This window comes from Wenxinia saemankumensis, from assembly GCF_900141735.1.
GTDB classification, from domain to species: Bacteria; Pseudomonadota; Alphaproteobacteria; order Rhodobacterales; family Rhodobacteraceae; genus Wenxinia; species Wenxinia saemankumensis.
Genome location: NZ_FQYO01000002.1, coordinates 538,887 through 551,427, shown reverse-complemented (window position 1 = coordinate 551,427; position 12,541 = coordinate 538,887). Strand labels below are relative to the sequence as shown.

The 12,541-nt window shown below is 72.3% G+C and carries 9 protein-coding genes; 7 read left to right on the top strand and 2 right to left on the bottom strand.

Annotated elements, in window-relative coordinates:
• Positions 1 to 23 precede the first annotated feature (23 nt).
• Positions 24 to 2,312: a xanthine dehydrogenase family protein molybdopterin-binding subunit gene (locus BUE30_RS06460; RefSeq protein ID WP_073327159.1), complete on the bottom strand. Its 2,289-nt coding sequence runs from the start codon at positions 2,310 to 2,312 to the stop codon at positions 24 to 26.
• Between the two features lie 172 nt (positions 2,313 to 2,484).
• On the opposite strand from BUE30_RS06460, the gene BUE30_RS06455 reads away from it, so the two are divergent.
• From BUE30_RS06455 to BUE30_RS06440, 4 genes are all read left to right on the top strand, one after another.
• On the top strand, positions 2,485 to 5,451 hold the full coding sequence (locus BUE30_RS06455; protein ID WP_073327764.1) for a valine--tRNA ligase: 2,967 nt from the start codon (positions 2,485 to 2,487) through the stop codon (positions 5,449 to 5,451).
• A gap of 404 nt (positions 5,452 to 5,855) precedes the next feature.
• Complete coding sequence (locus tag BUE30_RS06450) at positions 5,856 to 6,191, top strand: DnaJ family domain-containing protein (protein WP_073327156.1); 336 nt, start codon at positions 5,856 to 5,858, stop codon at positions 6,189 to 6,191.
• 40 nt (positions 6,192 to 6,231) lie between these two features.
• Positions 6,232 to 7,371: a pyridoxal phosphate-dependent aminotransferase gene (locus BUE30_RS06445; protein WP_073327153.1), complete on the top strand. Its 1,140-nt coding sequence runs from the start codon at positions 6,232 to 6,234 to the stop codon at positions 7,369 to 7,371.
• Between the two features lie 37 nt (positions 7,372 to 7,408).
• Positions 7,409 to 7,588, top strand: coding sequence for a hypothetical protein (locus tag BUE30_RS06440; RefSeq protein WP_073327150.1), 180 nt, complete (start codon positions 7,409 to 7,411; stop codon positions 7,586 to 7,588).
• Between the two features lie 7 nt (positions 7,589 to 7,595).
• Here the strand turns inward: BUE30_RS06440 and BUE30_RS06435 are convergent, their stop codons facing one another.
• Entirely contained in the window at positions 7,596 to 8,771 is a 1,176-nt protein-coding gene (locus tag BUE30_RS06435; RefSeq protein ID WP_073327147.1) for a pyridoxal-phosphate-dependent aminotransferase family protein, read from the bottom strand.
• Between the two features lie 451 nt (positions 8,772 to 9,222).
• Here BUE30_RS06435 and BUE30_RS06430 point away from each other — a divergent pair, with 451 nt between their 5' ends.
• From BUE30_RS06430 to ygfZ, 3 genes are read left to right on the top strand one after another with little or no spacing between them, the layout of a single operon-like run.
• Entirely contained in the window at positions 9,223 to 9,849 is a 627-nt protein-coding gene (locus BUE30_RS06430; RefSeq protein WP_073327145.1) for a fused DSP-PTPase phosphatase/NAD kinase-like protein, read from the top strand.
• The gene (locus BUE30_RS06425) at positions 9,846 to 11,762 is read left to right on the top strand and encodes an ABC transporter ATP-binding protein (protein ID WP_083601186.1); all 1,917 of its coding nucleotides are present in this window, start codon (positions 9,846 to 9,848) and stop codon (positions 11,760 to 11,762) included. The genes BUE30_RS06430 and BUE30_RS06425 overlap by 4 nt, the downstream gene beginning before the upstream one ends.
• Entirely contained in the window at positions 11,759 to 12,490 is a 732-nt protein-coding gene (gene ygfZ, locus BUE30_RS06420) for a CAF17-like 4Fe-4S cluster assembly/insertion protein YgfZ (protein WP_073327142.1), read from the top strand. The genes BUE30_RS06425 and ygfZ overlap by 4 nt, the downstream gene beginning before the upstream one ends.
• The last annotated feature ends 51 nt before the right edge of the window (positions 12,491 to 12,541 follow it).

Below are 12,541 nucleotides of genomic sequence, written 5' to 3'. Positions count from 1 at the left end.
CGAGTCTTGCCATCTGCTGAACATCACGCCGCGTCGTTCAGCAGAGACCACATCCGCACCGGCGTGAAGGGCATCGTCACCCGGTCCGCCAGCCCCCGCTCCGCCACCGCGTCGGCGACGGCATTGGTGATCGCGGCCAGCGCCCCCACGGTCCCTGCCTCGCCGCAGCCCTTCATGCCCATGGGGTTATAGACGCTCGGCACCGCCTCGGTGTGGAAGGCGATGTTGGGCATGTTGTCCGACCGGGGCATCGCGTAGTCCATGAAGGTCGCTGTCAGCAGCTGTCCCTGTTCGTCGTAGTGCACGCTCTCCATCAACGCCTGGCCGAGACCCTGCGCGACGCCGCCATGCACCTGACCTTCGGCCAGCATCGGATTGATGAGATTTCCGAAATCGTCGACGACCGTGTAGCTCTCGACCCGGACGACGCCGGTCTCGGGGTCGAGCTCCACCTCGGCGACATGGCAGCCGTTGGGGAAGGACATGTTGTCGAGGTTGCCCTTCTGGCGGTGCGACAGCAGATCCGTCCGCCCCGCCTCGCGCGCCATCCGCGCGACCTCCAGCATCGTCGGCGTCGCGTTCGAGCCCGGGATGCGGAAGCGTTCGTCGTCGAAGGCGATCTCGCCCGCCTCCACTCCCTCGCGCTCGGCGAGGAAGGCGGCGAAAGCCTCGGTCATCACCGACACCGTGGCGAGCGTGGCATTGGTCTGCGTCGTGACCGACCGCGAGCCGCCCGTGCCGCCGCCCGAGGGAATGAGCGCGCTGTCGCCCTGCACCACGCGGATCTTCTCCAGCGGGATGCCGGTCTGGTCGGCGAGGAAGGTGGCGAAGACGGTCTCGTGACCCTGCCCGTTCGACTGGGTGCCGACGCGAATCTCGACCTCGTTCTCGCCGAAGACGACCTCGGCGAACTCGTCCTTCTGGCCGAGGATCGACTCAATGTAATAGGCGAAGCCCATCCCCCTCAGCAGGCCCTTCTCCGCGCTCTGCGCCTTGCGGGCGGCGAGGCCGGCCACGTCCGCCTCGGCGATGGCACGGTCCAGCAGGCGCTCGAACTCGCCCACGTCGTAGGCCATGCCGGTGGCGGAGGTGTAGGGAAACTGGTCGGGCCGGATGAAGTTGATGCGCCGCAGCTCCCACGGATCGACGCCCAGCGCGCGGGCGGCGTGGTCCATCGCCCGCTCGAGCACGAAGATCGCCTCGGGCCGGCCCGCGCCGCGATAGGCGTCGGTCGGGGTGGTGTTGGTGTAGATGCCCCGGCACTCCAGCGAGGCGCAGGGAATGTCGTAGGTGCCCGGCATCACCTTGGTGAAGAGCTCGGACTGGATGAACTGGCCGTAACCGGAATTGTAGGCACCGAGGTTGCAGACGTTCTGAACCTTGTAGGCGAGGATGCGGTTCTGTTCGTCGAAGGCGAGCGTCGCGGTCGAGGTCAGGTCGCGGCCCCCGTTGTCGGACAGCATCGCCTCGGTCCGGTCCGACATCCAGTGGACGGGCCGGTTCAGGACGCGCGCCGCATGGGCCACCATGAACTGCTCGGGATAGGGAGAGGCCTTCATCCCGAAGCCGCCGCCGACATCGGGATTGGTGACGCGCACCGCGTCCTTCTCGAGCCCGAACATCTTCGCGATGTTGTCGCGCGTGCCCCAGACGCCCTGCCCGTTCACCGCGACATGCAGCCGGCCGCCTTCCTCGATCTCGGCATAGGCGCCGCGCGGCTCCATCGAGTTCACGATGATCCGGTTGTCGGGAATCTCGGCGGTGACGGTCCGGGCGGCGCCGGCGATGGCCGCCTCGACCGCGCCGGAATCGCCGAAGGCGTAGTCGTAGGCGACGTTGCCCGGCGCGGTGTCGTGCAGCGCCTCGCCGCCCTCGGCGAGGTCCAGATGCACCGGCAGCTCGTCGATCTCGATCTCGATCAGCTCGGCCGCGTCGCGCGCCTGCGCCATCGTCTCGGCGACGACGAAGGCCACGGGGTCGCCCACGTAGCGCACGCGGTCCTCGGCCAGCAGCGTGCGGCGGGTCACGGCGGCCTTGCGGCCGTCCTTCTGCGTCAGGATCGAGGCGGGCATCGCCTGCGTCACCCCCGCCCCGGCGAGGTCGGCGGCCGCGGCGACCATCGCCACGCCCGGCGCCTCGCGCGCGGCGCTCAGGTCCAGCGGGCGCAGGGTGCCATGCGCCACCGGCGAGCGCAGGACGAAGAGATGCAGCGCCCCCTCGGGCGCGATGTCGTCGATGAACCGCCCGTGCCCGGTGAGAAGACGCAGATCCTCCACCCGCTTGATGCTCTGCTGCTTGCCGAATTTCTGCATGGGTCCGTCCTCCTGGCGCGCCGGGCGGGACGGCCCGCCGGCGCGGGGCGGAGCCTAGCCGCCCCGGCGCCGGTGTCCAGACCGCCCGCCGCTGGACCCGCCCCGCCCCGCGCGCTAGACCGCCCCCGCGCCCGATACCGACGCCGACGTGATGCCCGAGGACGAGACCGACATGCCGATGGAAAAGACCTTCGACGCCGCCGAGGCCGAACCGCGGATCAGCGCCGCCTGGGAAGAGGCCGGCGCGTTCCGCGCGGGCGCGAATGCCCGCCGGGACGAGACCTTCACCGTGATGATCCCGCCGCCCAACGTGACCGGCGCGCTGCATCTGGGCCACGCCTTCAACAACACGCTGCAGGACATCCTCGTGCGCTGGCACCGGATGCGGGGCTTCGACACGCTCTGGCAGCCCGGGCAGGACCATGCCGGCATCGCCACGCAACTGCAGGTCGAGAAGAAGCTGAAGGCCGAGAGCAACCTGCGCCGCCAGGACATGAGCCGCGAGGACTTCACGGCGAAGATCTGGGAGTGGAAGCAGCAATACGGCGACACGATCATCGGGCAGCTGAAGCGCCTCGGCGCCTCCTGCGACTGGGAGCGCAACGCCTTCACCATGTCCGGCGCCCCCGGCGCCCCGGCGGGCGAGGAGGGCAACTTCCATGACGCCGTGATCCGGGTCTTCGTCAGGATGTACGAGGACGGGCTGATCTTCCGCGGCAAGCGGCTGGTGAACTGGGATCCCCATTTCGAGACCGCGATCAGCGATCTCGAGGTGGAGAACCGCGAGGTGCCCGGCCATATGTGGCACTTCAAGTACCCGCTCGCGGGCGGGGCCACCTACACCTATGTCGAGCGCGACGAGGACGGGAACGTCCTCTTCGAGGAGGAGCGCGACTACATCTCGATCGCGACGACCCGGCCCGAGACGATGCTGGGCGACGGCGCGGTCGCGGTTCACCCGAAGGATGAGCGTTACGCGCCGATCGTCGGGAAACTCTGCGAGATCCCGGTGGGGCCCAAGGAGCACCGTCGCCTGATCCCCATCGTCACCGACGAGTATCCCGACCCGGCCTTCGGCTCGGGCGCGGTGAAGATCACCGGCGCCCACGACTTCAACGACTACGCGGTGGCCAAGCGCGTGGGCATCCCGATGTACCGCCTGATGGACGAGAAGGGCGCGATGCGCGGCGACGGGCCGGCCTATGCCGAATGCGCGGCCACCGCCGACCGCGCCTCGCGGGCCTGGCTGGTGGCGAACGGCTACGCCACGCCCGGCCTCGCCGAGCAGCCCTTCGAGATGAGCGAGGCCGAGGTCGACGCCCTGAACCTCGTGCCCGACCATCTGCGCGGCCTCGACCGGCTGGAGGCGCGGCAGAAGGTGGTGGAGGAGATCACGGTCGAGGGCCTTGCCGTGATGACCGAGGATACCGACCCCCGCCTCGGCCCGGTTCCCCGCCCCGTCGCCCCCGAGGAGGGCGGCGAGGTGCGCGACGCCGAGCTCGTCCCGCTGATCGAATCCAAGCCGATCATGCAGCCCTTCGGCGACCGCTCGGGCGTGGTGATCGAGCCGATGCTCACCGACCAGTGGTTCGTCGACACGGCCAAGATCGTCGGCCCCGCGCTGGACGCCGTCCGCGACGGGACGGTCAGGATCATGCCCGAGAGCGGCGAGAAGACCTACTACCACTGGCTCGAGAACATCGAGCCCTGGTGCATCTCGCGCCAGCTCTGGTGGGGGCACCGGATCCCGGTGTGGTATGACGAGGACGGGAACCGCTACTGTGCCGCGACCGAGGCCGAGGCGCAGGCCATGGCCCCCGGCAGGACCCTGACGCAGGATCCCGACGTCCTCGACACCTGGTTCTCCTCCGGCCTCTGGCCCTTCGGCACGCTGGGCTGGCCGAACGACGACCCCGCGCTGAAGTACTTCCCGACCGACGTGCTCGTCACCGGGCAGGACATCCTGTTCTTCTGGGTCGCCCGGATGATGATGATGTCCTACGCCGTCATGGACCAGGCGCCGTTCCACACGGTCTACCTGCACGGCCTCGTCCGGGACGAGAAGGGCAAGAAGATGTCCAAGACCACGGGCAACGTGGTCGACCCGCTCGACATCATCGACCAGTACGGCGCCGACCCGCTGCGCTTCGCCAATGCGGCGATGGCGTCCATCGGCGGCGTGCTCAAGTTCTCCGAGGACCGGATCAAGGGCTACCGCAACTTCACGACGAAGCTCTGGAACGCCTGCCGCTTCGCCGAGATGAACGGCGTGTTCGAGGCGCGGGGCACCGGCACCCCCGCCCCGACGGCCACCGTGAACCGCTGGATCATGGCCGAGACGGCGAAGGTCCGCGAGGAGGTGGATGCCGCCCTCGCCGCCTACCGCTTCAACGACGCGGCGCAGGCGCTCTACGCCTTCGTCTGGGGCGTGGTCTGCGACTGGTACGTGGAATTCTCCAAGCCGCTGCTGCTGGACGGCAGCGAGGACGAGAAGACCGAGACGCGCGAGACGATGGCCTGGGTGCTGGATCGCTGCCTGATCCTGCTGCATCCCATCGTGCCCTTCGTCACGGAGGAGCTCTGGTCGACCACCGGCGACCGCGAGAGGCTGCTCGCCGTCACCGACTGGCCGGCGGAGGCCGCCGCCGATCTCGCCGACGAGGGCGCCGAGGCCGAGATGCGCTGGACGATCTCGCTGATCGAGGGGATCCGGTCGGCCCGGGCCCAGATGAACGTGCCCGCCGGCCTGCACGTCCCCGTCGTGGCCGAGGAGATGGACGGGGCGGCCCGCGCCGCGCTGAGCGCCAACGAGGCGCTGATCAAGCGCCTCGCCCGGGTGGGGGAGATCACGGACGGCACGGCGCCGAAGGGATCGCTCGCCGTGCCGGTGCGCGGCGCGTCCTTCGCCCTGCCGCTGGCCGACATCATCGACGTGGAGGCCGAGAAGGCCCGGATCGGCAAGTCCGCCGCCAAGCTCGACAAGGAGATCGGCGGCCTCGAGAAGCGGCTCGGCAATCCCAACTTCGCCGCCTCCGCCCCGCCCGAAGTGGTGGAGGAGGCGAAAGCGAACCTCGCCCTCCGGCAGGAGGAGGCCGCCCAGCTGCGCGCCGCGCTCGCCCGGCTGGAAGAGATCGGGTGAGCCGCGCCGGACGGTTCCGCACGGGGCCGCGGGACCGCGCCCCGGGATAGGGCGCTGGTCCGCAGGAAGAGCGGCGATCGTCGCGGGTGGATGCGACCCACCCTACGGGATCGGTGGGTGGCGGTCGCGAAACCCCCGGATCTGAGCCCGGGCGGCGATCGTCGCGGGTGGGTGCGACCCACTCGACGGGATCGGTGGGTGGCGGTCGCGCCCCCCCCCGGAACAGGGGCGGGCGGCCGCTGTCACGGATGGGTGCGACCCATCCTACGGGGTCGGAAGGGCGCGACGGGGTCGCCCCCCTGTCGAACGCCCGACCCTTGCCCGCCGCCTCTCCCGGCGCCATGTAGGGTGGGTCGCACCCACCCCCCGCAGCACCTCCCCCGCACCCTCCAGCAGGCCCGTCCATGCGCTTCCTCGCCCGCCTCACCGAACGCCTGATCGACAAGGCCGCCGAGGACGGCGTCTTCGACCACCTGCCCGGGGCCGGCAAGCCGCTGCCCGAGAAGACGCGCGACGGGGCCGTCGACGCGGCGGAGGAGATCGGCTACCGCCTGATGGCCGAGAACGGCGCGATCCCGCCCGAGGTCCAGGTGATGCGCGACCTCGCCGCCGCGCGCGCCCGGCTCAAGGCCTGCGACGATCCCGAGGATCGCCGCCGGCTGATGACCGAGGTCAGCCGGATCCAGCTGCGCCACGACATGATGATGGAGCAGCGCCGGCGGAGCGCACGCTACCGCTGAGCCTTTACAGCGGCGGCGCCCGGCCCCAATCCTCGGCGCCATGACCGATCCGACCGATCCCCGCCTGACCCCGCTCGCCGCCTCCCTGCCCGCCACCGTCCCCTTCGTCGGGCCCGAGACGCAGGAGCGGCGGACGGGCGTGCCCTTCGCCGCCCGGCTCGGCGCGAACGAGAGCGTCTGGGGCCCCTCCCCGTCGGCGGTCGCGGCGATGGCCCGCGCGGCGCAGGACGCCTGGATGTATCCCGACCCGGAGGCGCACGAGCTGCGCGCCGCGCTCGCCGCGCATCTGGGCGTCGCGCCCGCCCATGTCCTGCCCGGCGAGGGGATCGACGGGCTGCTGGGGCTGATCGTCCGTCTCTTCGTCGCGCCCGGGGACGCGGTCGTCACCTCCGCCGGGGCCTACCCGACCTTCAACTACCACGTGACGGGCTTCGGCGGGGTGCTTCACGCGGTGCCCTACCGCGACGATGCCGAGGACCCCGAGGCGCTGATCGCCGCCGCGCGCGAGACCGGGGCGAAGCTCGTCTACTTCGCCAATCCCGACAACCCGACGGGAAGCTGGCACGAGGCCGGGACGGTGCAGCGCATGATCGAGGCGGTCCCCGAGGGGTGCCTGCTGCTACTCGACGAGGCCTACCTGGAATGCGCGCCGGAGGGGACGGCGCCGCCGCTCGACCCCGGCGATCCCCGGGTGCTGCGGCTGCGCACCTTCTCCAAGGGCTACGGCCTCGCCGGGATCCGGGTCGGCTACGCGATCGGCGCGGCGCCGGTCATCTCGGCCTTCGACCGGGTGCGCAACCATTTCGGCCTGTCGCGGGTCAGCCAGGACGGCGCGCGCGCCGCGCTGGCGGACGGCGCGCATCTCGCCCGGGTGCAGGGCGGGATCGCCGCCGCCCGGGACCGGATCGGCGCCATCGCGCGCGAGAACGGCCTGTCGCCCCTGCCCTCCGCCACCAATTTCGTCGCGGTGGATTGCGGCCGGGACGGCGCCTTTGCCCGGGCCGTGCTGGCCGGGCTGGCCGAGCGGGGCCTCTTCGTGCGGATGCCCTTCGTCGCGCCTCAGGACCGCTGCATCCGAGTCAGCTGCGGCACCCGAGCCGATCTCGACCTGTTCGCCGCCGCCCTGCCGCAAGCGCTGGAGGCCGCGAGGCGATCTGTTCCCGCCGCCGCCGCGCCCTAGCTTCGCCGGCGGGGAAGAGCCCGAGCCGAGACCTCAGATGTCCCACCGCACGCCGCCGGGCCGCGCGCCCGATTACACCGACGCCTTCCTCGCCGTGACGGGCCTGCTGCTCTTCATGGCGCTGCTCACCCTCGCCGCGCTCGCCGGGTGGATCTGGGCGCTGCTCGCCGGCGCGGCGCTCGACCGGGCGATCCTCGCCCTGCCGCGCCGCGGCTAGGCGCGGATCAGCTCACCAGCGCGCTGGTCGCCGCCTCGACCGCGCCGGTCCCGTGCGGGATCGACAGGGCAGTCAGCCCGGCCTCCATCGTCGCGATGGCCCCCAGCAGCATCGGCGCGTTGACATGGCCCATATGCCCGACGCGGAACCAGGCGGAGGTCGGCTCGCGCCCCAGCCCGATGCCGAGCACCAGCCCGGCCTGCCTCTCGCACCAGTCGCGCAGGCGGTCGCCATCGGTGCCGCCGGCATGGATCGAGGTGACCGCCCGGCTGCGCGCGGCCGGATCGGCGACGTTCAGACGGATCGCCCCCTGCGCCCCCCAGGCGTCGACGGCGGCCCAGAGCGCGCGGGCCAGGGCCTCGTGCCGTGCATGGACCGCGTCCAGCCCCTCCTCCCCGATCATGTCGAGCGCGGCGCGCAGGGCGTAGATGTGGTGCGTCGGCGCGGTGCCGCAGAAGTTCTGGTAGTAGAAATCGGGACGCGAGCGCGGCACCCAGTCCCAGTAGTTGGACACCCGCCCGCGCGTCGCCCGGACCGCGTCGGCCCGGTCGTTGAACCACACGAAGCCGAGGCCGGGCGGCGTCATCAGCCCCTTCTGGCAGGCGCTGACCAGCACGTCGACGCCCCAGGCGTCCATCTCGACAACGTCGCAGCCGAGCGAGGCGATCGTGTCGCCCATCAGGAGCGCCGGGTGTCCCGCCGCGTCGAGCGCGGCACGCATCGCGGCGAGATCGGACTTCACCCCGGTGGAGGTGTCGACATGGACCGCCAGGACCGCCTTGATCCGCCGGTCGGTATCCGCCCGCAGCGCCTCTTCCAGCCTGCCGGGATCGACGGGGGAGGACTGGCCGAAATCCAGCACCTCCACCTCGCAGCCGAGACCCGCCGCCATCTCGCCCCAGCCATGGCCGAAGCGTCCGGTCGCCGGGACGAGGACCCGGTCCCCCTCGCCCACCACGTTGGTCAGCGCCGCCTCCCAGGCGGCGTGGCCATTGCCGATGTAGATGGCGAGGTGGCCGTCCGTCCGCGCCACCGCCTTGAGGTCGGGGATGCAGGACATCGTCACCTCGTGCAGATCGCCCGTGTAGATGTTCGGCGCCGGCCGGTGCATCGCCTGCAGCACCCGGTCGGGCATGACCGAGGGTCCGGGAATGGCGAGGTAGGGGCGGCCGTTTGCGAACATCTGTGGGGGACCTTTCGGGGCGGATCGTGAGCCGCGCGACCCTACGCCCGCGCCGGGGAAGGTCAACGCCTGCCGGCGCGGGATCCGGGGTGCCGAGCGACGCGGTGGGGCGCCGTCCGGCCACCGGCTGCGGATCGGGGGGCGGGTCCGGGCGATCCGCGGCTCTCCGGCGCCGACCGTCCCGCGCCCCCGTGGATCCGCGACGGGCAGGCCCGGTCGCGCCACGGGCCCGGCGCCGGGGCGGCCGGTGAGCCGGCGGCGGCGATCGGGCCCCGTCAGGGCCGCATCGCTCCCGCCAGCGAAGCCCTCCCGGCGGACGGCCCCGGCGCCCCTGCCACCCGGCCCCCGGCCCCCTCCCCACTGCGGACCATGCGCCCCGGGCGGCCGTCCCGCGCCGCGCCATGCGGCCGCCGCTTGCCCGGCCCCGCCCTTTGCCGCTATCGAGCCCCGGATGTCCCTGCCGCCCATCCCCCCCAGCCTGTCCGACCGGCTCGCCTACGAGTTCCGGGATTACGGCGTGCTGCGGCACCTGTGGCACAATCTGGGGCCCGTCGCGCCGGGCGTCTGGCGGTCCAACCAGCCCACGGCGGGACGGCTGCGGCGACTGAAGGCGCGGCTGGGACTGCGCAGCGTGGTGAACCTGCGCGGGGCGAGGCAATCCGACCCCTATTACCGCCTGCTCTCGCATGCCTGCGCGGTGAACGGGCTGCCCCTGATCGACGTCAGGCTTCATGCCCGCAAGGCCGCGCGGGCCGAGGAATACCTCGCCGTCATCGCCGCCTTCCGCGCCGCCGAGCGGCCCTTCCTGATGCATTGCAAGTCCGGCGCCGACCGGGCCGGGATGGCGGCGACGCTCTACCGCCTCGCCATCGAGGGCGCCCCGCTGGAGGAGGCGCGCAGGGAACTCGGCTGGCGCTACTTGCACCTGCGCGGCTCGGCTACCGGGATCCTCGATCACACGCTCGACCTCTATGCCGCGCGGCTGGCGCGGGGGCCCATCGGGATCGAGGACTGGCTGCGCACGGAATACGACCCCGCCGAGGCCACGCGCGGCTTCGCCGAGAGGCGCGGCCGATGAGCCCGGACCCGGACCGGCGAGGGGCCGCGCCGGACCCCGGCCCCCGGTCCGGCCCCGGAGCGCGCCCCGAAACCGGCCCCGAAACCGGCCCCGGAACGGGCGCAGAGGACGGCGCGATCCCCGGCGGGCCCGCCCCCGGCGCCCGCGACAGCCGTCTCGCCGACCTGCTGGGCTGGATCTGGCGCACCTATCTGCGCCGCCACCGCAGGCCGCTCTTCGCCGGGATGGTCCTGATGGCGCTGGAGGGCGCCTCGCTCGGCCTGCTGGCGCGGATGATGGAGCCGATGTTCGACCGCGTCTTCACCGCGGGCGACAGCGGCGCGATGTGGTGGGTCGGGGGCGCGATCCTGGGGATCTTCCTGCTGCGGGCCGTCACCTCGATGGGCAACCGGATCCTGCTGACCCGGATCCGCGAGCGCACCGCGGCCGAGATGCGGGGCGACCTGCTCTCGCACCTGATGACGCTGGACGGCGCCTTTCACCAGCGCAACCCGCCCGGCGCGCTGATCGAGCGGGTGCAGGGCGATGTCGGACAGGTCGGCAACCTGTGGAGCGGGATCATCACCGGCTTCGGACGCGACCTCGTCTCGGTCGTCGCGCTGCTGGTCGTCGCCCTGACGGTGGACTGGCGCTGGACGCTGGTCGCGCTGGTCGGGATCCCCGTGCTCGTCCTGCCCGCGATGCTGGCGCAATCCTATGTCCGTCGCCGCGCCCGCGGCGCGCGCGAGATCGCGGCGCGGATGTCGACCCGGCTCGACGAGGTGTTCCACGGGCTGATGCCGGTGAAGCTGAACCGTCTGGAGCGCTACCAGTCGGGGCGCTACGCCCGCCTCGCGCGCGAGAGGGTCCGGGCCGAGACGCGCTCGGCCACCGGGCAGGCCGCGATCCCGGCCCTGATGGACGTGATGTCGGGCGTCGGCTTCGTCGCCGTGCTCGTCTTCGGCGGGCGCGAGATCATCGCGGGGGAGAAGAGCGTCGGCGAATTCCTGTCCTTCTTCACCGCGATGGCCCTGACCTTCGAGCCGCTGCGCCGGCTCGGCAACCTGTCGGGCCAGTGGCAGGCGACGGCCGCCTCGATCGAGCGGATCCGCGCCCTGCTTGGCGAGCGCTCCGCCCTGCCCGGTCCCGCGGCGCCGCGTCCCGCGCCGGCCGGCGCGCCCGAGATCGCGCTGCGGGACGTCCGGCTGCGCTACGGCGACCTTCCGGTGCTGAACGGCCTGACCTTCACCGCCCCGGCCGGCCGGACCACGGCGCTGATCGGGCCGTCCGGCGCGGGCAAGAGCACGGTCTTCAACCTGCTGACGCGGATGGTCGATCCCGAAGGCGGCTTGGTCACGATCGGGGGCGTCGCGCCGTCCGAGATGGACCTCTCCGCGCTCCGCGACCTCTTCTCGGTGGTGACACAGGATTCGCTGCTCTTCGACGAGACGATCCGCGAGAACATCCTGCTCGGCCGCACCGACGTGAGCGAGGCGCGGCTGGCCGAGGTGCTGGAGGCGGCGCATGTCGCCGATTTCCTGCCCCGGCTGGATGCGGGGATCGACACGCCGGCCGGGCCCCGCGGCTCGGCCCTGTCCGGCGGGCAGCGGCAGCGTGTCGCCATCGCCCGCGCGCTGCTGCGCGACGCGCCGATCCTGCTGCTGGACGAGGCGACGAGCGCGCTCGACACCGCTTCGGAGGCGGTGGTGCAGGCGGCGCTGGACCGCCTGGCGGCGGGGCGGACGGTCATCGTGATCGCGCATCGCCTGTCGACGATCCGCCGCGCCGACCGGATCGTGGTGATGGAGGGCGGCCGCGCGGTCGAGACAGGCACGCACGAGGCGCTGATCGCGGCCGCCGGCACCTATGCCCGGTTGCACGCGCTGCAATCGGATCCCACTTCTGGCCTGGACCGGACAGGAGAGGCGCCATGACCGAGCGGACCATCATCGCCGTGACCGGAGAGGACCGGGAATCCTTCCTGCAGGGCCTCGTAACCAATGACGTGACGCGGGCGCGCGGCGGCATCGTCTACGCCGCGCTGCTGACGCCGCAGGGCAAGTACCTCGCCGATTTCTTCCTCGTCGGGCAGCCGGACCGGATCCTCGTCGATGTCGATTCCGGGATCGCGCCGGATCTCTATCGCCGCCTCGCGATGTACAGGCTGCGCGCGAAGGTCGACCTCGCGGAGACGGACCTGCAGGTCCGCCGCGGAACCGGGCCCGCGCCCGAGGGCGCCCTGCCCGATCCGCGCGATCCCGCGCTCGGCTGGCGGCTCTACGGGGCCGAGGGGGGCGACGACGGCACCGACTGGACCGCGCTGCGGGTCGGGCTGGGCGTGCCCGAGACGGGGGCCGAGCTGCATCCCGACGCCTACATCCTCGAACAGGATTTCCAGCGTCTGAACGGCGTCGATTTCCGCAAGGGCTGCTATGTCGGGCAGGAGGTGACCGCGCGTATGAAGCACAAGACCGAGCTGCGCAAGGGCCTCGCCCGGGTCGCGGTCGACGGCCCGGCCGAGCCCGGCACGCCGATCACGGCGGGCGGGCGCGCGATCGGCACGCTGACCAGCCGCGCGGGTGAGGTGGGCCTCGCCTATCTGAGATTCGACCGGGCCGAGGACGAGATGCAGGCCGGCGAGGCGACCGTGCGGCGCCTCTAGCCCGGCCCCGGCGCCGTCCGGGGGGCCGCCCTTCGACCCCAAGCCGGCGCC